The following is a 26,038-nucleotide window of genomic DNA, read 5'->3' as shown; positions in this document are numbered from 1 at the left end:
CCAAGGACGGCGGTTTCGTATGTCCGAAGACGAGAAGCTTCGCGAATATCTCAAGAAGGTCACCACCGAGCTGCGGGCCACGCGCAGGCGGCTTAAGGAGAACGACGATCGTGATCGGGAGCCGATCGCGATCGTCGGCATGGCCTGCCGTTACCCGGGCGACGTCGACACGCCCGGCCAGCTGTGGGAGCTGGTCACGGCGGGCCGGGACGCGACCTCCGAGCTGCCGGGGGACCGGGGCTGGAACCTGACCGCGCTGTACGATCCCGACCCGGGCCGGTCGGGGACGACATACGTCAGGCGCGGCGGCTTCATGAGCGAAGTGGCCGACTTCGATGCCGGGTTTTTCGGGATCTCCCCGCGTGAGGCGCTGGTGATGGATCCGCAGCAGCGCTTGCTGCTGGAGAAGTCGTGGGAGGCCCTGGAGAACGCCGGGCTCGATCCCCAGGGACTGCGGGGCAGCCAAACCGGCGTGTACGTCGGCATCAACTACCAGGAGTACGGCCCGCTGTTCCACCAGGCGCCGCCGAACGTCAAGGGTCACGTGGTGACCGGTGTCGTGCCGAGCGTGGCCTCCGGGCGCATCTCGTACACACTGGGACTGGAGGGCCCGGCGGTCACCGTTGACACCGCCTGCTCGACCTCGCTGGTCGCACTGCACCTCGCCGCGCGCGCCCTGCGCAACGGCGACTGCGACCTCGCCCTGGCCGGAGGCGTCACCGTACTGTCGTCTCCCGGCCCGCTCGTGGAGCTGGGCGGTCAGCGGGTGCTGGCGGCCGACGGCCGCTGCAAGGCGTTCTCGGCCGGGGCCGACGGCATGGGCATGGCCGAGGGTGTGGGCGTCGTGGTGCTGGAACGGCTCAGCGACGCCCGCCGCCACGGCCACCGGGTGCTTGCCGTGGTACGGGCCAGCGCCATCAACCAGGACGGCGCGTCCAACGGCCTGACCGCGCCCAACGGGCTGGCGCAGCAGCGGGTGATCCAGCAGGCGCTGACCGCCGCGGGGCTGTCGTCCGATCAGGTGGACGTGGTGGAGGCGCACGGCACCGGCACCGAGCTCGGCGACCCGATCGAGGCACGCGCCCTGCTCGCGACGTATGGGCAGGGCCGGGAGCGTCCCCTGTGGCTGGGGTCGGTGAAGTCCAACATCGGGCATACGCTCGCCGCGTCGGGCGTGGCCGGCGTCATCAAGATGGTGCAGGCCCTGCGGAACGGCACGCTCCCGCGCACCCTGCACGTGTCCGAGCCGACACCCCACGTGGACTGGGACGCTGGTGGACTGGCGTTGCTCGCCGAGCCTGTGGAGTGGACGCGAGGTGAGCAGCCACGCAGGGCGGGCGTGTCGTCGTTCGGGCTGAGCGGTACCAACGCGCACGTGATCCTGGAGGAATTCCCCGAAGAGGCCGTCACAGATCGCATGGACGTGCCCGTCATGCCGGTCGTGCTGTCGGCCAAGACGGCCGAAGCACTGCGCGCCCAGGCGCGGCGGCTGCTGAAGGCCGAACACGAGGCGCTCGATGTCGCCTACACCACGAACCTGCGGTCGGTGTTCGAGCACCGGGCGGTCGTGGTCGCGGGCGACCGCGAGGAGCTCGTGGCCGGGCTGGCCCGGGTCGCCGAGGGCTCGTCGGAGGCTGTCGGTCCTGGCAAGGTGGCGTTCCTGTTTTCGGGTCAGGGGTCGCAGCGGCCGGGGATGGGGCTGGAGTTGTATGGCCGCTATCCGGTGTTCGCGGCGGCTTTTGATGAGGTGTGCGCGGAGCTGGATCCGTTGCTGGGCCGGTCGTTGCGTGAGGTGATCGCGGCTGATGGGCAGGCGCTGGATCGGACGGTGTACACGCAGGCGGCGTTGTTCGCGGTGCAGGTGGCGTTGTTCCGGTTGGTGGGGTCGTGGGGGGTGCGGCCGGATTATCTGCTGGGGCATTCGATCGGTGAGGTGGCGGCGGCGCAGGTGGCGGGGGTGTTGTCGCTGACCGATGCGTGTGTGCTGGTGGCGGCTCGGGGCCGGTTGATGCAGGCCCTTCCCGCTGGTGGGGTGATGTGTGTGCTGGAGGCCGGGGAGGCGGAGATCACTCCGTTGTTGTCGGAGGGGGTGGAGATCGCGGCGTTCAACGGCCCCGGGTCGGTGGTGGTCTCCGGTGATGCCGGGCAGGTCGAGCGGATCGAGGCGCGGGTGGCCGGGCTGGGGCGGCGTACCCGCCGGTTGCGGGTCAGTCATGCCTTCCACTCCCATCGGATGGATCCGATGTTGGGGGAGTTCGCCGGGGTGGTGCGGGGGTTGAGGTTTCAGCCGCCGTCCATTCCGATCGTTTCCACCCTCACCGGTGAGCTCACGCCTGACATCGCCACTGCGGGCTACTGGGTGCGGCAGGTGCGTGAGCCGGTGCGCTTCGCTCAGGCGTTGGAGTGGTTGCGGGAGGTGCCGGTGCTGGTGGAGGTCGGTCCGGACGCGGCGCTGACCGCGATGGCCGCCGACCGCGAGGTCATCCCCCTGCTGCGCAGAGGCAAGGACGAGCCTCGGACGCTTCTCACCGCGCTGGGTGAGGCTCACGCGCGCGGGGCGCGTGTCGACTGGCGCGCCATGCTCACCGGCACCCTGATCGACCTGCCCACCTACCCGTTCCAGCGGCAGCGCTACTGGCTGCCACCCGCCTCCAGTACCGACGCGAGCGGTCTGGCCCCGACGGGCCACCCGTTGCTGAGCGGGGCCGTGGAACTGGCCGAGGGCGACGGGATGCTGCTCACGGGCCGGATCTCCCCGGCCACGCAGCCGTGGCTGGCCGACCACGTCGTGCTCGGCACCGTGCTGCTGCCCGGCACCGCCTTTGTCGAGCTGGCGCTACAGGCGGTGGCCCGCGTGGGCTGCGACCAGATCGAGGAATTGACCCTTCAGGCGCCCCTGGTGCTGCCCGAGCATGGGGCTGTACAGGTCCAGGTAGAGGTCGGTCCGGCGGACGAGTCGGGGCGGCGTGCCCTCGCGATCCACTCACGGCTTGAACAGTCCGACGACGCGGACCACGGCTGGGTCCGGCACGCGGGCGGCTTCGCGGGCGTGCGGACCGACCCGGAATCCACCCCGGCTGACCTGGCCACCTGGCCGCCGCCAGGTGCCGAACCGGTCGAGATCGAGGGGTACTACGAACTGCTGGCCGGGCGTGGCTACCACTACGGGCCCGCCTTCCAGGGGTTGCGCGCGATGTGGCGGGCGGGCGACGAGATTTACGTCGAGGTGGCGGCCGACGTCGACGCGGGAGCGTACGGGCTGCACCCGGCGCTTCTCGACGCGGCTCTGCACGCCCTCGCCTCCGGAGACCTGCCTGAGGGGCGGGTGCTGCTGCCGTTCTCCTGGGCCGACGTCTCCCTTCGCGCTTCCGGCGCGGAGACCCTGCGAGTACGCCTGCGGCACACCGGCCCCGACACCCTGTCCATCGACGTGGCCGACGGCTCCGGGACCCCGGTCGTCTCGGCCGGAGCGCTCACCCTTCGGCCGGTGACCGCGGCTGCCTTGTCGCGGGACCGGAAGAACCCGGGCGCCCTGTACCGGGTCGAGTGGAAGCCCATCGAGGCGCCTGCCCCTGAGCCTGCCCGCTGGACGCTCCCGGATGACTGGGACCTGGCCGCCTGGCCCCACTCCGATGCCGCTGACACGCCCGACGTAGTGATCGTCCCCTGTGTGGGAGAGGACGCCGTCGGCGCCGTACATCGGGTGCTGGGCATCCTGCAGGAGTGGCTCGCAGGCGACCGCTCCGGTGGCTCCCGGCTGGTGCTGGTCACGCAGGGGGCGATGGCCCTTGACGGCGAGGTCGCCGACCCGGCCGGCGCGGCGGTGTGGGGGCTGGTGCGGTCTGCCCAGACCGAGCACCCGGACCGGTTCACGCTGTTCGACCTTGACGCGGACGGCGCGGGCCGCGGCCTGCTCCCCGCCGCGCTCGCCACCGGAGAGCCCCAGGTCGCGATACGCGGAGGCGAACTCCACGTGCCACGCCTGGCCGAGCACCCGACCGCGGCCGTGCCCTGGACGGCTCCCCAGGGGACGGTGCTGGTCACGGGTGGGACCGGGACGCTGGGCCGGTTGGTGGCGCGTCATCTGGTGTCGGTGCATGGGGTGCGGGATGTGGTGCTGGTCGGGCGGCGGGTGGTCGCGGGCTTTGACGAGTTGCCGGGTGTGCGGGTGGTGGCGGCTGATGTGATGGATCGTTCGGCGATGGCGGCTTTGGTGGGGTCGTTGCCGGATCTGTCGGTGGTGGTGCACGCGGCGGGTGTGGTGGATGACGGGGTGGTCGCCGGGCTGAGCGCCGAGCAGGTGGGTCGGGTGCTGGCCGCGAAGGTGACCGGCGGCACCGTTCTGCACGAGGTGACCCGGGATCGGGATCTGGCGGAGTTCGTCGCCTTCTCCTCGGCTGCCGGAACACTCGGCGGAGCCGGACAGGCCGCCTACGCGGCCGCGAACGCCTTTCTGGACGGCCTGATGTCCTGGCGGCGCGGCCACGGACTGCCCGGTACCTCGCTCGGCTGGGGGCTGTGGGCGGAACGCAGTGACATGACGAACCAGCTCAGCCAGGCCGACCTGGCCCGCTGGGAGCGGATCGGACTCGGCGCCATGGAGACCGGCACCGCCCTGCGGCTCCTCGACCGGGCGGTCGCGACGGGTGAGGCCGCGCTGCTGCCTCTCCAACTCGACCTGCCGACGTTGCGCGGGACCGCCGAACAGGTTCCCCTCATGCTGCGGGGGCTGTCCAGGGTGCCGGGGCGGGGGGGCCGTACGGGGGCGCGCGAGATCCTGCGGCAGCGCCTCGCCGACCGGCCCGCCGCCGAGCGGGAACGGCTGGTGCTCGACCTGGTACGCACTCATGTCGCCACCGCCCTCGGGCACCCGTCACCGGCGTCGGTCGAGCCAGGACGTTCCTTCAAGGACCTGGGCTTCGATTCGCTCACCGCGGTCGAACTGCGCAACCGGCTCACCACCGCGACCGGGCTGCGGTTGTCCGCCACGCTGATCTTCGACTATCCCGAACCCGCCGCTCTGGCCCGCCACCTGCTGGGGGAACTGGCCGGGACGCTGCCGAGCCGCGCTCCCGCACAGGCGCAGCGGAAGGCCGCCGACGATCCGGTGGTGATCGTGGGGATGGCGTGCCGGTATCCGGGTGGGGTGGCCTCGCCTGAGGATCTGTGGGAGCTCGTGGCTTCGGGTGGGGATGCGATCGGGGGTTTTCCGACGGATCGGGGCTGGGATCTGGGGGCGTTGTTCGATCCGGATCCTGAGCGGTCGGGGCGTTCGTATGTCCGTGAGGGCGGGTTCTTGTATGACGCGGCGCAGTTTGATGCCGGGTTTTTCGGGATTTCGCCGCGTGAGGCGTTGGCGATGGATCCGCAGCAGCGGTTGTTGCTGGAGACGTCGTGGGAGGCGTTCGAGCAGGCCGGGATCGACACGGCGTCCCTGCGTGGTAAGGACGCCGGGGTGTTCGTCGGCCTGATGCACCACGACTACTCGGCCCGGCTGCACACCACACCGGCCGATCTCGAAGGCCACCTCGGCATCGGTAACTCCGGCAGCGTCGCCTCCGGTCGGGTGGCGTACACGTTCGGGTTGGAGGGCCCGGCGGTGACGGTGGATACGGCGTGTTCGTCGTCGTTGGTGGCGATGCACCTGGCGGCGCAGGCGTTGCGGCGCGGGGAGTGTTCGCTGGCCTTGGCGGGTGGTGTCACGGTGATGGCGACGCCGGGTGTTTTCGTGGAGTTCAGTCGTCAGCGGGGGCTGGCGCCGGATGGCCGGTGCAAGTCCTTCGCGGAGGGGGCGGACGGGACGGGCTGGGCGGAGGGTGTGGGCCTGGTGTTGCTGGAACGGCTGTCGGATGCCAGACGTAACGGCCATCGGGTGCTGGCTGTTTTCCGTGGTAGTGCCGTCAATCAGGACGGCGCCTCCAATGGTTTGACGGCTCCGAACGGTCCTTCGCAGGAGCGGGTGATCGGTCAGGCGTTGGCGGATGCGGGTCTGGTTCCGGGTGATGTGGATGTGGTGGAGGCGCATGGGACGGGGACGGCGCTGGGGGATCCGATCGAGGCGCAGGCGTTGCTGGCCGCCTACGGTCGTGATCGGGTCGGGCCGTTGTGGTTGGGGTCGGTGAAGTCGAATCTTGGTCATGCGCAGGCGGCGGCGGGGGTTGCCGGTGTGATCAAGATGGTGCAGGCGATGCAACACGGCCTGCTGCCGCGCACGTTGCACGTGGAGCAGCCGTCATCGCATGTGGACTGGTCCTCGGGTGCGGTGTCGTTGTTGACCGAGGAGCGGCCGTGGGCGGTGGCCGGTCGGCCGAGGCGGGCGGGGGTGTCGTCGTTCGGGATCAGTGGTACCAACGCGCACGTGATCCTGGAGGAGGCGCCGCCGGTTGAGGAGCCGGTGGTCGAGGCTGCCGGACCGGTGCCGTGGGTGCTGTCGGCGCGGAGTCCTGAGGCGTTGCGGGAGCTGGCGGGCAGGCTTCTCACGGTCGTCGATGACGCGGACTCCCACGACGTGGCGCGCACATTGGCGACCGGTCGTAGCGCGTTGGAGCACCGCGCCGCTGTCGTAGGCACGGATCGCGACGCGCAGAAGGCCGGGCTCACCGCGCTCGCCGAAGGCCGTGCGACACAGGGGCTGATCACTGGTCAGGCGACCCCTGGGCCGTTCGCGTTCCTGTTTTCGGGTCAGGGGTCGCAGCGGCCGGGGATGGGGCTGGAGTTGTATGGCCGCTATCCGGTGTTCGCGGCGGCTTTCGATGAGGTGTGCGCGGAGCTGGATCCGTTGCTGGGCCGGTCGTTGCGTGAGGTGATCGCGGCTGATGGGCAGGCGCTGGATCGGACGGTGTACACGCAGGCGGCGTTGTTCGCGGTGCAGGTGGCGTTGTTCCGGCTGGTGGGGTCGTGGGGGGTGCGGCCGGATTATCTGCTGGGGCATTCGATCGGTGAGGTGGCGGCGGCGCAGGTGGCGGGGGTGTTGTCGCTGACCGATGCGTGTGTGCTGGTGGCGGCTCGGGGCCGGTTGATGCAGGCCCTTCCCGCTGGTGGGGTGATGTGTGTGCTGGAGGCCGGGGAGGCGGAGATCACTCCGTTGTTGTCGGAGGGGGTGGAGATCGCGGCGTTCAACGGCCCCGGGTCGGTGGTGGTCTCCGGTGATGCCGGGCAGGTCGAGCGGATCGAGGCGCGGGTGGCCGGGCTGGGGCGGCGTACCCGCCGGTTGCGGGTCAGTCATGCCTTCCACTCCCATCGGATGGATCCGATGTTGGGGGAGTTCGCCGGGGTGGTGCGGGGGTTGAGGTTTCAGCCGCAGTCCATTCCGATCGTTTCCACCCTCACCGGTGAGCCCACGCCTGACATCGCCACTGCGGGCTACTGGGTGCGGCAGGTGCGTGAGCCGGTGCGCTTCGCTCAGGCGTTGGAGTGGTTGCGGGAGGTGCCGGTGCTGGTGGAGGTCGGTCCGGACGCGGCGCTGACCGCGATGGCCGCCGATCGCGAGGTCATCCCCCTGCTGCGCAGGGGGATGGGCGAGACCGAAGCGGTGATGCGCGCCTTGGCCGGCCTGCACGTGCGCGGCGCGCATCCGCACTGGCCGGCCGTGCTGTCCGGCCGGCTGGTCGACCTGCCCACCTATCCGTTCCAGCGCCGCCGCTACTGGCTGGCCCCCACTTCGGGCGCGGATGCCGCCGGGCTGGGGCTGACCCCGGCCGGGCACCCGCTGCTCGGCGCCGCCGTCACCCTCGCCGACGGTGACGGGCTCCTCCTTACCGGGCGACTGTCCGCGCAAACCCACCCATGGCTGGCCGACCATGCGGTGGCGGGAGCGGTGATCGTCCCCGGGACCGCCCTGACCGAGCTGGCCTGGCAGGCCGTCGAACATACCGGGCACGCGGGGATCGAGGAGCTCATCCTGCACGCCCCGCTGGTATTGCCGCAGACGGGCGGGCTGCAGATCCAGGTGCGGGTCTCCGCCCCAGCCCCGGACGGTCGTCCGGAGCTGACCGTGCACGCCCGTGCCACGGACGACCAGCCATGGGTACGGCACGCGGCGGGGACACTGGCCGACGTTCCGGCCGCTCCGGCCGGAGATCTCGCCGTCTGGCCGCCGCCCGGCGACCCGATCGACGTGGATCTGCTGTACGAGGAGCTCGCGTCGGCCGGACTCCACTACGGTCCCGCCTTCCGTGGGCTGGTGAAAGCCTGGCGCGACGGCGACGACACCTATGCCGAGCTGGCACTACCGGAGTCGTTGTCCACGGACGCCGACCGCTACGCCTTTCATCCGGCCTTCCTCGACGCGGTCCTGCACCTGCTGACGCCGGACGGCAGCGGGATGGCGCAGGTGCCGTTCTCCTGGCGGGGCGCCTACCTGCACGCCGCCGCCACCACCCGGCTGCGCGCCCGGGTCACCGCTGTGGCACCCGACCAGGCGTCGATCATCGTCGCCGACGACACCGGCAGGCCGATCGCGGACGTCGACGCCGTCGCCGTCCGCCCGCTGGACATCGGGGCCGTCCAGCGGGTTCCCGCCGCTGACGCACTGTTCGACGTTGAGTGGATCCCCCTGCCTACGCTCCCGGCCGCCCAGACGACCCGATGGGCCGTCCTCGGGGAGGCGGAGCCGGGGCTGGAGGGCGACCGGTACCCGGATGTGGAGTCGGTGGCCGCAGCGGGTGTGCCGGATGTGGTGCTTCTCCCGCTCGGCGCCGCCGAGCCCTCACCGTCGCGCGCCCGTGAGGCCGTGGCGGTAGTGCTGCGCACGCTGCAGAGCTGGCTCGCCGATTCCCGCCTCACCCACTCCCGGCTCGTGGTCGTGACCCGCGACGCCTCGTCCACCGACCCGGTGGGGGCAGCGGTCTGGGGCCTGGTGCGGTCGGCCCAGGCCGAGCATCCTGACCGCTTCACACTGCTCGACCTCGGTGAGGACGCCGCCGCCGCGCCTGCCGCGCTGGCCGCCGAGGAACCGCAGCTGGCCGTGCGGGGCGGCGCCGTTCTCGTGCCCAGGCTGATCAAGGTCACGCCCGGAGGAGGCGATCTCGGGGGCAACGCGCCGCGCACCGGCTGGGACCCCGACGGCACCGTGCTCATCACCGGTGGCACCGGCACCCTGGGATGCCTGCTCGCCCGCCACCTGGTGGCCACGCACGGCGTACGGCGGCTGGTGCTGGCGAGCAGAAGCGGCCCCGGCGCACCGGGTGCGGCCGATCTGGCCGACGAGCTCACCCGCCTGGGGGCGAGCGTCCGCGTAGTCGCCGTCGACGTCGCGGACCGCGCAGCCCTGGCAGCGTTCCTCGCCACGCTCGACCGGCCGTTGACCGCAGTGGTACACGCGGCGGGGGTGACCGACGACGCGCTGGTCGAGTCGCTCACCCCGGACCGGCTCGACACCGTCCTACGGGCGAAGGCCGAGGCCGCCTGGAACCTCCACGAGCTCACCCGTGACCACGAACTCACCGCGTTCGTGATGTTCTCCTCCGCGGCAGGTGTGCTCGGCAATCCGGGGCAGGCCAACTACGCCGCCGCGAACCAGTTCCTCGACGCGCTGGCCAGGCGCCGCCGGGCTGCCGGACTCCCCGCGACCTCGCTGGCCTGGGGGCTGTGGGCGGAGGCCAGCGACATCAGCGAGGGACTCAGCGTGGCCGACCACGCCCGCATCGCCCGGCTCGGCATCCGGCCGCTGGCCACCGACGAGGCACTGGCTCTGTTCGATGCCGTGCTCGCCGACAACCGGGCCACCGCCGTACCGGTCAAACTCGACCGTGACGCCGAGCGCGTACATCCGCTCCTGCGCGGCTCCTCGCCCGCCGCGCGGAGGGCGAAGCGCCCCGCGGAGCCGCTGCTGGAACGGCTGGCGGCACTGCCTGACGCCGAAGCCGCGAGCCTTCTCCTCGATCTGGTACGGCGGCACGTCGCGAACGTGCTCGGCCACGCGGACACCGGCGAGATCGACCAGGACCGGCAGTTCAAGGAACTCGGCTTCGACTCGCTGACCGGTGTGGACCTGCGCAACCGCCTGCGTACCGAGCTCGGGCTGGACCTGCCCGCCACGCTCGTCTTCGACTACCCGACGCCGGAGGCGCTCGCCGGGCACCTGCGTGAGCGGGTCCGCCAGGCGGCCCCCGACCTGGTCGGCGCCGCGTTCGACCGCTTCGAGGCCATGCTGACCGCGCAGCAGGACGACGCGTCCCGCGACCGGATCGTGGCCCGGCTGCGCGCACTCGTCTCGCAACTGGCGCCGGAGGCCACCGACCTGGTCACCGCCAGCGACGACGAACTCTTCGACCTTGTTGAGAACCTGGGGGCTGACACCGTATGACGAACGCCAACGAGGACAAGCTTCGCGAATACCTCAGGCGGGCCATCGCCGAGGCCCAGGACGCCCAGCGGCGCCTGCGCGAGGTCGAGGAGGCGGGCCGCGAGCCCATCGCGATCGTCGGCATGGCCTGCAGGCTCCCCGGCGGGGTGACCTCGCCGGAAGAGCTGTGGGAGCTCGTCGCGGCGGGGCGGGACGCGATCACCGAGTTCCCCGCCGACCGGGGCTGGGACCTGGCCGCGCTGCTCGGCTCCGGGACGGGGCCGGGCACCTCCTCCACCCGGTACGGCGGGTTCCTGCAGGACGCTGCCGATTTTGATGCCGGGTTTTTTGGGATTTCGCCGCGTGAGGCGTTGGCGATGGATCCGCAGCAGCGGTTGTTGCTGGAGACGTCGTGGGAGGCGTTCGAAGGGGCCGGGATCGACCCCGGGACATTGGGCGGCAGCCGTACCGGTGTGTTCGCCGGGCTGATGTACCACGACTATCAGTCGCGGCTGCACAGAGTGCCGGAGGAACTGGAGGGCTTTCTCGGCAACGGCAATGCGGCGAGCGTCGCGACCGGGCGGATCGCCTACACGTTCGGGTTGGAGGGGCCCGCCGTCACGATCGACACCGCCTGCTCGTCATCCCTGGTGGCACTGCACCTGGCCGTTCAGTCGCTGCGCCGCGGTGAGTGCACGCTCGCCCTGGCGGGCGGGGTCACCGTGATGGCGTCGCCGAACACCTTCGTGGAGTTCAGTCGTCAGCGGGGGCTGGCGGTCGATGGGCGGTGTAAGTCGTTCGCGGAGGGGGCGGATGGGACGGGGTGGTCCGAGGGTGTCGGGGTGTTGGTGCTGGAACGGCTCTCTGATGCCATCCGCAACGGCCGCCGGGTGCTGGCGGTGGTGCGGGGGAGTGCGGTCAATCAGGATGGGGCGTCGAATGGGTTGACGGCTCCGAATGGTCCTTCGCAGGAGCGGGTGATCGGTCAGGCGTTGGCGGATGCGGGTCTGGTTCCGGGTGATGTGGATGTGGTGGAGGCGCATGGGACGGGGACGGCGCTGGGGGATCCGATCGAGGCGCAGGCGTTGCTTTCGGTTTATGGGCGGGATCGGGTCGGGCCGTTGTGGTTGGGGTCGGTGAAGTCGAATCTTGGTCATGCGCAGGCGGCGGCGGGGGTTGCCGGTGTGATCAAGATGGTGCAGGCGATGCAACACGGCCTGCTGCCGCGCACGTTGCACGTGGAGCAGCCGTCATCGCATGTGGACTGGTCCTCGGGTGCGGTGTCGTTGTTGACCGAGGAGCGGCCGTGGGCGGTGGCCGGTCGGCCGAGGCGGGCGGGGGTGTCGTCGTTCGGGATCAGTGGTACCAACGCGCACGTGATCCTGGAGGAGGCGCCGCCGGTTGAGGAGCCGGTGGTCGAGGCTGCCGGACCGGTGCCGTGGGTGCTGTCGGCGCGGAGTCCTGAGGCGTTGCGGGAACTGGCGGGCAGGCTTCTCACGGTCGTCGATGACGCTGACCTCAACGACGTGGCGTACACACTGGCCACCGCGCGGGCGGGGCTGCCGCATCGGGCTGCTGCCGTCGGGCGGGACCGGGAGGAACTGACCCGGGAACTCGCCGCGGTGGCCTCCGGAGCGCAGCCGGCGAACCCGGTCAAAGGCCCGGTCAAGGGCAAGGTGGCGTTCCTGTTTTCGGGTCAGGGGTCGCAGCGGCCGGGGATGGGGCTGGAGTTGTATGGCCGCTATCCGGTGTTCGCGGCGGCTTTCGATGAGGTGTGCGCGGAACTGGACCCGGGGTTGGGGCGGTCGTTGCGTGAGGTGATCGCTTCCGGGGGGGAGGCGCTGGATCGGACGGTGTACACGCAGGCGGCGTTGTTCGCGGTGCAGGTGGCGTTGTTCCGGTTGGTGGAGTCGTGGGGGGTGCGGCCGGATTATCTGCTGGGGCATTCGATCGGTGAGGTGGCGGCGGCGCATGTGGCGGGGGTGTTGTCGCTGGCGGACGCGTGTGTGCTGGTGGGGGCGCGGGGCCGGTTGATGCAGGGGTTGGCTCCTGGGGGTGCGATGTGTGTGCTGGAGGCCGGTGAGACGGAGGTGGCTCCGTTGTTGTCGGAGGGGGTGGAGATCGCTGCGTTCAACGGGCCGGGGTCGGTGGTGGTGTCGGGTGATGTGGTGGAGGTGGAGCGGGTCGAGGCGTTTGTGGCGGGGTTGGGGCGGCGGACGCGGTGGTTGCGGGTTGGTCATGCGTTTCATTCGCGGCGGATGGAGCCGATGTTGGAGGCTTTCGCCGGGGTGGTGGGGGGGTTGACGTTTCATGAGCCGTCGATTCCGATCGTGTCCACGTTGACGGGTCGGCCGACGTCGGAGATTGCTTCGGCGGGTTATTGGGTGCGGCAGGTGCGTGAGCCGGTGCGCTTCGCTCAGGCGTTGGAGTGGTTGCGGGGGGTGCCGTTGCTGGTGGAGGTCGGTCCGGATGCGGTGTTGGCCGCGATGGCCGGCGACCGTGAGGTCCTGCCGTTGCTGCGCAGGGGGGTGGGTGAGGTCGAGGCGGTGATGATCGCGCTGGCCGGCCTGTATGTGCGCGGGGCCGGTCTGCGGTGGCCGGCGGTGTTGTCGGGTCGGCTGGTCGATGTGCCGACGTATCCGTTCCAGCGCCGCCGCTACTGGCTGGCCCCCACTTCGGGCGCGGATGCGGCCGGGCTGGGGCTGACCCCGGCCGGGCACCCGCTGCTCGGCGCCGCCGTCACCCTCGCCGACGGTGACGGGCTCCTCCTTACCGGGCGACTGTCCGCGCAAACCCACCCATGGCTGGCCGACCACGTTGTCGCGGGCACGCCCATGCTGCCCGGCACCGCCCTGGTGGAGCTCGCAGTACGAGCCGCCGACCAGGTCGGCTGTGACCACCTGGAGGAACTCACGCTCGAGGCGCCACTCGTGCTGCCGGAGCGCGGCGCGGTGTCGGTCCAGCTCCTGGCCGGCCCGGCCGACCAGGCCGGCAGGCGTGAGGTGAGCATCTACTCCAGCTCCGAAGGGGAGGACTGGACCCGGCACGCCACCGGAACGATCACTCCGGGACCGGCCGGGCGCGGCACCGGCGGGCAGACGCTCGGGGTCTGGCCGCCGCCCGGCGCCGAGCCGGTCGAGCTGGACGGCCACTACGAGGCCCTCGCCGAGGCGGGTCTCGGCTATGGTCCGGCCTTCCAGGGATTACGGGCGGTCTGGCGGGCGGGTGACGACGTCTACGCGGAGGTCGTCCTGCCCGAGGCGGCCGGGGCGGACACGTACGGACTGCATCCGGCGCTCCTGGACGCGGTCCTGCACGCCCTCGCGGTCGCGGCGCCTCCGGCGGCCGGGCAAACGCCTCGCATCCCGTTCTCCTGGTCCGGGGTGACGCTGCACGCCGCCGCGGCGACCACGCTGCGTGCGCGACTGTCACCGGCCGGCGCGGACGCCGTGTCGATCGTCACCGCAGACGCCACCGGCGCGCCCGTCATCATGGTCGACTCGCTCGTTCTCAGACCGCTGGCGGCCGCCGCTCCCCGGCATGACGACTCCCTCTTCCGGGTCGAGTGGACACCGGTGCCGGTCGAGGCAGGAGAGAACGCGGGCGTCACCGTCGTGCACTGCGAGCCGCACGAGACAGGCGACCTGGCCGCGGATGCCCATGCCTCGGTTCACGGCGCGCTCGCCGCCGTTCAGGAGTGGCTGGCCGCGGAGCCCGGTGGCGACGCCCGTTTGATGATCGTCACCAGGCGAGCGGTGGCCGCGGTCTCCGGCGATCCCGCGCCAGATCCGGCCGCCGCAGCGATCTGGGGACTGGTCCGCGGCGCGCAGGGGGAGCATCCCGGCAGGATCCTGCTCGTCGACACCGACACGCCCGCCGACTCCGCGGGGCTGATCGTCTCCACCGAGCCCCAGATCGCGATCCGGGCCGGCACGGCCTACACTCCCCGGCTGGCACGCATGTCCACCCATCCCGGCCTGGTGCCGCCCGCGTCGTCGGACTGGCGGCTGGAGGTGACGGCCAAGGGCACGCTGGACAACCTGACCCTGTCCGTACATACGCCAGAGGAGCTCGCGCCCGGCCAGGTGCGCGTCCGGGTGCGCGCGGCGGGCGTCAACTTCCGGGACGTGCTCATCGCACTGGACATGTATCCGGCCGATGTGCCACTCGGGGGTGAGGGCGCCGGAACCGTCATCGAGGTGGGCTCCGGAGTGACCGGGCTGGCGCCGGGAGATCGGGTGTTCGGCCTGTTCTCCCACGCGTTCGGGACGAGCGCGCTCGCCGATCATCGGATGCTCGCGCGGATCCCGGGCGGATGGTCGTACGAGGAGGCGGCCTCGGTCCCGATCGCCTACCTGACCGCGTACCACGGCCTGGTCGAACTCGCCCGGCTGGAGGAGGGGGAGCGCGTCCTGGTGCACGCCGCGACCGGCGGTGTCGGGTCCGCCGCCGTCGCGCTCGCCCAGCACCTGGGCGCCGAGGTGTTCGCCACCGCGAGCCCCGGCAAGTGGGACGCCCTGCGCGAACGTGGCCTGGACGACGCGCACATCGCCTCCTCGCGCACCCTGGACTTCGCCACGGCCTTCACCGGCGGTATGGACGTGGTTCTGAACTCCCTCACCGGTGAATTCCTCGACGCCTCGCTGCGGATGCTGGCGTACGGCGGCCGGTTCCTGGAGATGGGCAAGACCGACCTGCGCTCTCCCACGAGCCTGCCCGGGATCGACTACCGGCCGTTCGATCTGATGCTGGTCGACCCCGCGCGCATCCAGAGCATGCTGGCCGACCTGCTCGCCCTGTTCGAGTCCGGCGCCCTGCGGCTGCCGCCGATCACCACGGGGGACGTGCGGCGCGCGCCCGAGGTGTTCCGCCATGTCAGCCAGGCCCAGCACATCGGCAAGGTCGTCCTGACCGTGCCCCGTCCCCTCTGGGACCCCCAGGGGACGGTGCTGGTCACGGGTGGGACCGGGACGCTGGGCCGGTTGGTGGCGCGTCATCTGGTGTCGGTGCATGGGGTGCGGGATGTGGTGCTGGTCGGGCGGCGGGTGGTCGCGGGCTTTGACGAGTTGCCGGGTGTGCGGGTGGTGGCGGCTGATGTGATGGATCGTTCGGCGATGGCGGCTTTGGTGGGGTCGTTGCCGGATCTGTCGGTGGTGGTGCACGCGGCGGGTGTGGTGGATGACGGGGTGGTCGCCGGGCTGAGCGCCGAGCAGGTGGATCGGGTGCTGGCCGCGAAGGTGACCGGCGGCACCGTTCTGCACGAGGTGACCCGGGATCGGGATCTGGCGGGCTTCATCGTTTTCTCCTCGGCTGTCGGGACGCTCGGCGGAGCCGGACAGGCCGCGTACGGCGCCGCGAACGCCTTCCTGGACGCCCTGGTCGCCCAGCGGGTCGAACGGGGACTGCCCGGCGTGTCGCTGGCCTGGGGACTCTGGGCGGAGTCGAGTGGCATGACCAGCGGGCTCGGCGCGGCCGACCTGGCCAGGATGGCCCGCTCCGGTGTCGCCCCGCTCACCACTGAGCACGCGCTCGGCCTGCTCGACGCCGCCCTCACCGTGGCCGAACCAGTGCAGGTGCCCATCGCTCTCGACCTCGCCGCCCTCCGTGGCGGCGCCGAACTGCCCACGATGCTGCGCGGCCTGGTCAAGGCGCCGGTTCGCAGGACGACCGCACGGTCCGCGACCGAGACCTCCTACGCCCAGCGCCTGGCAGCCATACCGGATGCGGACCGGGACCGCGCGCTCCTCGACCTCACCCGCGAGCACGCCGCGGCCGTCCTGGGACATGCCGGGCCGGATGCCGTCGACGGTGAGCGGCCGTTCAAGGATCTCGGCTTCGACTCGCTGACCGGCGTCGAGTACCGCAACCGGCTCACCGCCGCCACCGGGCTGCGGCTGCCCGCCACGCTCACCTTCGACTATCCGACGCCGGTCGCGCTCGCCGCCCATCTGCGGCATGAGCTACTGGGGTCGTCGCCGGTCGGGACCGCGCCGGTGGTCGCCGACGTGTCCGGCGATCCGGTGGTGATCGTGGGGATGGCGTGCCGGTATCCGGGTGGGGTGGCCTCGCCTGAGGATCTGTGGGAGCTCGTGGCTTCGGGTGAGGATGCGATCGGGGGTTTTCCGACGGATCGGGGCTGGGATCTGGGGGCGTTGTTCGATCCGGATCCTGAGCGGTCGGGGTGTTCGTATGTTCGTGAGGGCGGGTTCTTGTATGACGCGGCGCAGTTTGATGCCGGGTTTTTCGGGATTTCGCCGCGTGAGGCGTTGGCGATGGATCCGCAGCAGCGGTTGTTGCTGGAGACGTCGTGGGAGGCGTTCGAGCAGGCCGGGATCGATCCGGCGGCGCTGCGCGGCGAGCCGGCCGGGGTGTTCGTCGGAGGGATGTACCAGGAGTACGGTCCGCCCTTCGGCCAGGGCGCAGAGGGGGTGGAAGGGCATCTGCTGACCGGCAGCGCGGCCAGCGTGCTGTCCGGGCGGATCGCCTACACGTTCGGCCTGGAGGGTCCGGCCGTGACGGTGGATACGGCGTGTTCGTCGTCGTTGGTGGCGATGCATCTGGCGGCGCGGGCGTTGCGGAGCGGGGAGTGTTCGCTGGCGCTGGTGGGTGGGGTGACGGTGATGTCGTCGGCCGGGGTGTTCGTGGAGTTCAGTCGTCAGGGGGGGTTGGCGGTCGATGGGCGGTGTAAGTCGTTCGCGGAGGGGGCGGATGGGACGGGGTGGTCGGAGGGTGTCGGGGTGTTGGTGCTGGAGCGGCTGTCGGATGCCAGGCGTAACGGCCATCGGGTGCTGGCTGTTTTCCGTGGTAGTGCGGTCAATCAGGATGGGGCGTCGAATGGTTTGACGGCTCCGAACGGTCCTTCGCAGGAGCGGGTGATCGGTCAGGCGTTGGCGGATGCGGGTCTGGTTCCGGGTGATGTGGATGTGGTGGAGGCGCATGGGACGGGGACGGCGCTGGGGGATCCGATCGAGGCGCAGGCGTTGCTTTCTGCGTATGGGCGGGATCGGGTCGGGCCGTTGTGGTTGGGGTCGGTGAAGTCGAATCTTGGTCATGCGCAGGCGGCGGCGGGGGTTGCCGGTGTGATCAAGATGGTGCTGGCGATGCAACACGGCCTGCTGCCGCGGACGTTGCACGTGGATGCGCCGTCATCGCATGTGGATTGGTCCTTGGGTGCGGTGGAACTGCTGACCGAACAGCGGCCGTGGGTGGTGGCCGGTCGGCCGAGGCGGGCGGGGGTGTCGTCGTTCGGGATCAGCGGCACCAACGCGCACGTGATCCTGGAGGAGGCGCCCGCGCAGGCACCCGTGGCGGAGGCGTCGGGGGAGGCGCCTGTTCTCCTGTCGGCGCGCAGCGCGGACGCTCTGCGGGTCCAAGCGGCCGAGCTCGCGGCATTCCTGCGGAAGAACCGGGAGGTGCCGGTGGGGGACGTGGCCTATTCGTCCGCCCAGCGCCCGGTATTCGCACACCGTGCCGCGATCGTCTCAGGCGACCGCGACGAACTGCTCGCCAAGCTGACCGAGGTCGGCGAGACCGCACCTGTCAGCCCCGGCAAGGTGGCGTTCCTGTTTTCGGGTCAGGGGTCGCAGCGGCCGGGGATGGGGCTGGAGTTGTATGGCCGCTATCCGGTGTTCGCGGCGGCTTTCGATGAGGTGTGCGCGGAGCTGGATCCGTTGCTGGGCCGGTCGTTGCGTGAGGTGATCGCGGCTGATGGGCAGGCGCTGGATCGGACGGTGTACACGCAGGCGGCGTTGTTCGCGGTGCAGGTGGCGTTGTTCCGGCTGGTGGGGTCGTGGGGGGTGCGGCCGGATTATCTGCTGGGGCATTCGATCGGTGAGGTGGCGGCGGCGCAGGTGGCGGGGGTGTTGTCGCTGACCGATGCGTGTGTGCTGGTGGCGGCTCGGGGCCGGTTGATGCAGGCCCTTCCCGCTGGTGGGGTGATGTGTGTGCTGGAGGCCGGGGAGGCGGAGATCACTCCGTTGTTGTCGGAGGGGGTGGAGATCGCGGCGTTCAACGGCCCCGGGTCGGTGGTGGTCTCCGGTGATGCCGGGCAGGTCGAGCGGATCGAGGCGCGGGTGGCCGGGCTGGGGCGGCGTACCCGCCGGTTGCGGGTCAGTCATGCCTTCCACTCCCATCGGATGGATCCGATGTTGGGGGAGTTCGCCGGGGTGGTGCGGGGGTTGAGGTTTCAGCCGCCGTCCATTCCGATCGTTTCCACCCTCACCGGTGAGCCCACGCCTGACATCGCCACTGCGGGCTACTGGGTGCGGCAGGTGCGTGAGCCGGTGCGCTTCGCTCAGGCGTTGGAGTGGTTGCGGGAGGTGCCGGTGCTGGTGGAGGTCGGCCCGGACGCGGCGCTGACCGCGATGGCCGCCGACCGCGAGGTCATCCCCCTGCTGCGCAGAGGCAAGGACGAGCCTCGGACGCTTCTCACCGCGCTGGGTGAGGCTCACGCGCGCGGGGCGCGTGTCGACTGGCGCGCCATGCTCACCGGCACCCTGATCGACCTGCCCACCTACCCCTTCGAACGCGAGCCGTACTGGCTGGCGCCCACCCCTGGCGGCGACCCGGCAGGGCTCGGCCTGGTTCCGGCCGGGCATCCGCTGCTCGGCGCCGCAGTCTCCCTCGCCGAGGAGGGCGGGATCGTCGTCACCGGCCGGCTGTCCACGCGGTCCCACCCGTGGCTGGCCGACCACGTCGTGGGCGGCGCGCACGTGATCCCCGCCGCCGTCTTCGCCGAACTGGCCCTCCACGCCGCCGCCCACGCCGGCCGCGACCAGATCGGCGAGCTCTCCCTCGAAACCCCGCTCGTCATCCCGGAAAACGGCGAGGTCACCGTCCAGATCCGGGTGGACCCCGACGGGCACGCGCTCATCGTCCACGCCCGCCCCGACACCCACCAGCCCTGGACGCGCCACGCCACAGCCACACTCGGCACCGCGCCACCCGAGAGCGGTCCGGAGCCGGACCTGGCGAACCGGCCTCCCGGGGCCGACCCCGCCGACGTCGACACGCTGTACACCGCCCTGTCCGCGGCCGGGCTGAACTACGGTCCGGCCTTCCAGGGGCTCCAGGCCGCATGGCGACACGGTGGCCGGGCGTACGCCGACGTCGCACTGCCCGAGCCGCAGCGGCCGGGCGCCGACCGGTACATCCTCCACCCGGCGCTGCTCGACGCGGCACTCCACGCGGCCGTGCTCGGTGTGCTCCCCGACACGGAGGCGGCGCGGATCCCGTTCGTCATGACCGGCGTCCGCGTGCGGGTACCCGGCGTGACCGCGGCGCGAGCCCGCCTGACGCCGCTCACCCCGGACTCGCTGGCCCTGACCCTGGCCGACGCCACCGGCCGCACGGTCGCCACCGTGGACGCGATCACCTTCCGTCCGCTCCCGCACGCCCGGCTCGACCGCGACATGTACTGCGTGGACTGGGCCGAAGTCGAGGCACTCGACGCCGTTCCCGAGGCCGGTGTCGTCGTTCTCGGTGAGCCGTACGACGGGATCGCCGCACCGGCCTACCCCGGCCTGGCAGCTCTGCCCATCGGCGCGCAGGCGCCGGAGTTCGTACTGGCCCCCCTGACGGCGGCGCTCGAGACCGGCCAGGCCAGGCGGCGGGAAGACGAGGTGACCGCCGTGCACAGGACGGCCGAGCGCGCGCTGGCGCTGGCGCGCGACTGGCTGGCCGACGACCGGCTCCCCGGCGCCCGCCTTGTCCTCCTGACGCGGGGGGCGATGGCGCCACGATCAGGGGACGACGTCACGGACCTGGCCGGCGCGGCGGCGTGGGGTCTGCTCCGCTCCACGCAGTCCGAGCATCCGGGCCGTTTCGTCCTCCTCGACCTTGACGGGACGGCGGAGTCCCAAGACGGCGTGCGGAACGCACTCGCCACCGGCGAGCCACAGCTGGCGCTGCGCGGCGGCAGGATCCTGGCGCCACGTCTGGCCCGCGCGAGGATCCAGGACGAGGCCCCCACCGCGTACGACCCGGAAGGGACGGTACTGATCACCGGCGCGACCGGGGCGCTGGGCACGTTGCTCGCCCGGCACCTGGTGGCCGAGCACGGCGTGCGCAGGCTGCTGCTTGCCGGCCGGAGCGGTCCGGATGCTCCCGGAGCCCCCGGGCTGCGGGCCGAGCTGGAGGGTTTGGGAGCGCACGTCGAGTTCGTGGCGTGTGATGTGTCCCAGCGCGACCAGGTCGCCGCCCTGGTCGGTGCCGTCGATCCCGAGCACCCGCTGACGGCCGTGGTGCACGCGGCCGGTGTGCTCGACGACGGCGTGCTGGAGTCCCTCACCCCCGAACGGCTCGCCGCCGTGCTCCGCCCGAAGGCCGACGCCGCACTACACCTGCACGACCTCACCCAGGGCCTGGCCGCGTTCGTCCTGTTCTCATCGGCCGCCGCCACGTTCGGAACGCCCGGCCAGGCGAACTACGCCGCCGCCAACGCCGTGCTGGACGCGCTCGCGCAGCGCCGCCGGGCCCGCGGCCTTCCGGCGACCTCGCTCGCCTGGGGTCTGTGGGACGTGGGGACCGGCATGGCGGGCACCGCCAGGCCCGGGACCGCCGCGCTGACGCCCGAAGCGGGACTGGCCTCGTTCGACACCGCCGACCGGTATGGCCAGGCCGTCCTGCTGCCCGCCCGCCTGGACCTCGCGGCGGCCGCACGCTCCGGCGAGGTGCCGCACCTGCTGCGCGGTCTGGTCCGTACCCGCCGGCGTCCCGCGGAGTCCGGCGGCCCACAGCTGGCACGCCGCCTGGCCGGGCTGTCCGGCGAGGAACGGGAGCGGGTCGCCCAGGAGGCGGTGCGGGCCGAGGTCGCGGCGGTTCTCGGGCATCGCGGCCCGGAGGCCGTACCGCTCACCGCGACGTTCGCCGAGCTGGGCCTGGACTCGCTCACCGCCGTCGAGCTGCGCAACGCCCTCGCCACCCGCACCGGCGCCCGCCTGCCCGCCACCCTGGTCTTCGACCATCCGACGTCCGCCGCATTGGCCGCATTCCTGCTGCAGGAGCTCCTGGACACTCCGGCGGCGCCCGCCCTCATGGTCGAGAACCGGCCGAGTGCGGACGAGCCGATCGCGATCGTGGCGATGGCCTGCCGCTACCCAGGCGGCGTGCGCTCGCCGGAGGACCTGTGGGACCTGGTCGCGGCCGGCGGCGACGCGATCTCCCGGTTCCCCACCGACCGGGGCTGGGACCTTTCCGCCCTGTACGACCCCGACCCGGACCGCCCCGGCACCAGTTACACCCGCGAGGGCGGCTTCCTGTACGACGCCGACCGGTTCGACGCGGACCTGTTCGGCATCGGCCCCCGCGAGGCCCTGGCGATGGATCCGCAGCAGCGGTTGTTGCTGGAGACGTCGTGGGAGGCGTTCGAGCGTGCGGGGCTGGACCCCACCTCGATGTCCGGCAGCGACACCGGCGTCTTCGTCGGCGTGATGTACCACGACTACGTCACGCTCGTGCCGTCCGTTCCCAGCGACCTGGAAGGCTATGTCGGCACCGGTACGGCGGGCAGCGTCGCCTCCGGCCGCCTCGCGTACACGTTCGGGTTGGAGGGCCCGGCGGTGACGGTGGATACGGCGTGTTCGTCGTCGTTGGTGGCGATGCACCTGGCGGCGCAGGCGTTGCGGCGCGGGGAGTGTTCGCTGGCCTTGGCGGGTGGTGTCACGGTGATGGCGACGCCGGGTGTTTTCGTGGAGTTCAGCCGTCAGCGGGGGCTGGCGCCGGATGGCCGGTGCAAGTCCTTCGCGGAGGGGGCCGATGGGACGGGGTGGTCCGAGGGTGTGGGCCTGGTGTTGCTGGAACGGCTGTCGGATGCCAGGCGTAACGGTCACCGGGTGCTGGCGGTGCTGCGGGGGAGTGCCGTCAATCAGGACGGTGCCTCCAACGGGTTGACGGCTCCGAACGGTCCTTCGCAGCAGCGGGTCATTCGGCGCGCGCTGGCGGATGCGGGTCTGGTTCCCGGTGATGTGGATGTGGTGGAGGCGCATGGGACGGGGACGGCGCTGGGGGATCCGATCGAGGCGCAGGCGTTGCTTTCGGTTTATGGGCGGGATCGGGTCGGGCCGTTGTGGTTGGGGTCGGTGAAGTCGAATCTTGGTCATGCGCAGGCGGCGGCGGGGGTTGCCGGTGTGATCAAGATGGTGCAGGCGATGCGGCATGGGGTGTTGCCGCGGACGTTGCATGTGGACGCGCCGTCGTCGCATGTGGACTGGGCCTCGGGTGCGGTGTCGTTGCTGACCGAGGAGCGGCCGTGGGCGGTGGCCGGCCGGCCGAGGCGGGCGGGGGTGTCGTCGTTCGGGATCAGTGGCACCAACGCCCACCTGATCCTCGAAGCGGCCGTCGCCGCCGAACCCGAGCCGGTGGCAGACCAGGAAACCGGGCCGCTGCCTTGGGTGCTGTCGGCGGCGACCGAGCCCGCGTTGCGCGAGCAGGCCCGGCGCCTGCTGACCCGCCTGGAGCGCGACCCCGCGCCCGACCTCGCCGGTCTGGGCCTTGCCCTCGCCACCACCCGAGCGAGCCTGGAACGGCGCGCGGTGCTGGTGGGTGACGACGTGCCCGCCTTCGCCCGGGGGCTGGCCGTGCTCGCCGAGGGTGAGCCGGCAGCCGGAGTCGTGCGGGGATCCGCCAGCGCCGAGACCAGGGCGGTGTTCGTCTTCCCCGGTCAGGGACCACAGTGGCTGGGCATGGGCGCGGCGCTGCTCGACTCCTCGCCGGTGTTCGCCGCGCGGATCGCCGAGTGCGCGCAGGCGCTCGCGCCCTACGTGGACTTCTCCCTTGAGGACGTGCTGCGCGGGAAGGGCGACCTGCAGCGGGTGGACGTGGTCCAACCCGCGCTGTGGGCCACGATGGTCGCCCTGGCCGAGCTGTGGCGCGCCCACGGTGTGGAGCCCGCCGCCGTCGTCGGACACTCGCAAGGGGAGATCGCCGCCGCGTGCGTGGCGGGCGCCCTGTCGCTGGCCGACGGCGCGCGGGTGGTCGCGCTGCGCAGCCGCGCGCTGCGTGCGCTCGCCGGTACGGGCGGGATGGCATCGGTACTGGCGCCGCCGGACCGGCTCGACCTGCACGGCACCGGGCTCGCCGTCGCTGCCGTGAACGCTCCGTCGGCGGTGGTGGTCGCGGGCGACGGTGCGGCCCTCGACGCCCTGATCGTCCGGTGCGAGGCCGAGGGCATCCGCACCCGTCGGCTGCCCGTCGACTACGCCTCCCACTCGCCCGGAGTCGAGCCGATCCGCGACGAGCTCCGCGCGGCGCTGGCCGGGATCGTGCCCCGCCCGCCCGCCGTGCCGTTCCTGTCCACGGTGACGGGGCAGTGGGTGGAGGGTGACCTGCTGGACGCGGAGTACTGGTACCGCAACCTGCGGCAGCCCGTCCTGTTCGCCGAGGCCACCCACGCGCTCCTTGGCCGGGGGCACCGGACGTTCCTGGAGGTCAGCCCGCATCCCGTGCTCGCCCCGAGCCTGCAGGAGAGCGGCGAGCAGGCGGAACTCGCCGTTACCGTGGCGGCGACGCTCCGACGTGACGACGGCGGCCTGGATCGCTTCCTGACCGCGCTGGGCGAGGCGTATGCGGGTGGCGTGCGCGTTGACTGGCGGGCGGCCTACGAAGGCCGTACGGCCACGAGGGCCGAGCTGCCCACGTACGCGTTCCAGCGACGGCGGTACTGGCTGGAGGGCGCCCCCTCGACCGCCGGAGCCGACCCGGCGGAGACCGCCTTCTGGGAGGCGGTCGCGAGTGCGGACGCCGATCAGGTCGCCCGCACGCTCGGCGTGGACGATCCCGGTTCGCTCGGTACGGTGCTGCCCGCGCTGACCGCCTGGCACGCCGGGCGCCGCGAGCGGACCGCGACGACCTCCTGGCGCTACGAGGTCACGTGGACGCCTGTCGCACCCGAGGCATCCGGACTGTCCGGCACCTGGCTCCTGGTCGTTCCCGAGACCTCCGCTGCGAGCGCGAGCGCCGCGTTCTGCGCCGCCGCGCTCGCCGAGGCGGGCGCCGAGGTGGTGACCGTCACCCGCGGCCTGCGATGCGCACTGCCCGACGGGCTCGCCGGAGTGGTGTCCCTGCTCGCGCTCGACGACGCGCCCGTGCCCGGACACCCCGCCGTCTCCGCGGGGCTCGCCGCCACAGTCGCGCTGGTGCAAGAGCTGGACGGGGCCGACGTCCCGCTGTGGCTGGTGACGCGCGGTGGCGTGCGTACCGGCGGGTCCGACGGGCCGGGCGAGCCCGGCCAGGCGCAGGTGTGGGGGCTGGGACGTACCGTCGCGCTGGAACTTCCGCGTCTGTGGGGCGGCCTGGTCGACCTGCCCGCCGCGCTCGACGCCCGCGCCGCCACTCACCTGACGCGCGCTCTCGCGGGCGCGGGAGGCGAAGATCAGCTCTCCGTACGGCCCAGCGGCCTGCTGGCCCGCCGCCTGACCCGATTGCCGACCCCGGCGTCAAAGCCGGGCTTCCGCCCTCGCGGCACCGTACTCGTCACCGGAGGGACCGGCGGCTTCGGCGCGCACGTGGCCCGCTGGCTCGCCGACCTGGGCGCCGAGCACCTCGTGCTCGTCCCGGAACACCCCGGAGCCGACGACCTCGACCCCGGCGCGTTCGGCGGCACCCGGGTGACCGTCGCCGCCTGCGACCTCACCGATCGCGTCGCGCTGGCCGCCCTGCTCGCCGAGCATCCGCCGACCGCCGTCTTCCACACAGCGGGCGCGCTGAACGCCGTCGCGCTGGCAGGCACCACTCCGGCCGAGCTGGACACGGCCCTCGGTGCGAAGGCCCTTGCCGCCACGCACCTGCACGAACTCCTCGCCGGACACGAACTGGACGCCTTCGTGCTGTTCTCCTCGATCGCCGGCACCTGGGGCAGCGGCGGGCAGGCCGCCTACGCCGCCGCGAACGCCCACCTCGACGCGCTGGCCGAACACCGCCGAGCCCAAGGCCTGCCCGCCACCGCCGTGGCGTGGGGCCTGTGGGCCGAGGTCGATCTCGGCGACCCGGCGGCCGAGGCCGGACGCCGTGAGCAACTGCGCCGCCGGGGTGTGTCGCCGATGCCGCCGGCGCTCGCGCTGGCCGCGCTCGGCCAGGCACTGGGGGAGGACCGTCCGGCCCTCGTCCTGGCCGACATGGACTGGGAACGGTTCGTGCCCACCTTCACCGCGCTGCGGCGACGGCCGTTCGTCGAGGACCTGCCCGAGGTGGCCGCTCTCCTGCGCGCCGCCGCCGAGAGCCGGCTCGCCGACGCCGCAAGCGCCGAACTCCCGCGCAGGCTCGCCGGGCTCACCGATGCCGAACGGCGCCGTCGGTTACTGCGAGCCGTACGCGGCGAGATCGCGGCAGTGCTCGGCCACGACGGCGTGGACGCGGTCGAACCCGGCCGTCAGCTGCGGGAGCTCGGCCTCGACTCCCTCGCCGCAGTGAACCTGCGCAACCGGCTCGGCGCCGCCACCGGGCTCGACCTGCCCCCCACACTCGTCTTCGACCATCCGACGGCCGAGGACCTGGCGGCACACCTGGGCGCTCGCCTGGACGAGGCCGCCGGCCCGTCCCTGGACGACGCGCTGGCGGAGGTGGCCGCGGCGATGGCCGCGATCCCGCCGGGCGATCCTGCGGCCGAGCGGGCCGCCGCCCGGTTGCAGGCGCTGCTCGGCGAGCTGGCCGCACGCCACGAGCCGCCCGCCCCGCCGTCCGAAGCCGTGGCGGAACGGCTGCGCGTGGCCAGCGACGCCGAACTGTTCGATTTCCTCGACGCCGAGCTGGAGGGGTGAG

The 26,038-nt window shown here is 72.2% G+C and carries 2 protein-coding genes; both read left to right on the top strand.

The genetic code is table 11. The features are described from left to right. Positions 1-19: 19 nt before the first annotated feature. On the top strand, positions 20-10,306 hold the full coding sequence (locus tag ACQP0P_RS29740; RefSeq protein ID WP_433360612.1) for an SDR family NAD(P)-dependent oxidoreductase: 10,287 nt from the start codon (positions 20-22) through the stop codon (positions 10,304-10,306). After that, positions 10,303-26,037 carry a type I polyketide synthase gene (locus ACQP0P_RS29735; protein WP_433360609.1) on the top strand — a complete coding sequence of 5,245 codons (15,735 nt, stop codon included), beginning with the start codon at positions 10,303-10,305 and terminating at the stop codon, positions 26,035-26,037. Before ACQP0P_RS29740 ends, ACQP0P_RS29735 begins: the two co-directional genes overlap by 4 nt. The last annotated feature ends 1 nt before the right edge of the window (position 26,038 follow it).

This window comes from Streptosporangium sp. CA-115845 (genome assembly GCF_050943795.1).
Classification (GTDB): Bacteria; Actinomycetota; Actinomycetes; order Streptosporangiales; family Streptosporangiaceae; genus Streptosporangium.
Note: the sequence above shows the minus strand (reverse complement) of the source record. Positions and strands in the feature narration are given on the sequence as shown.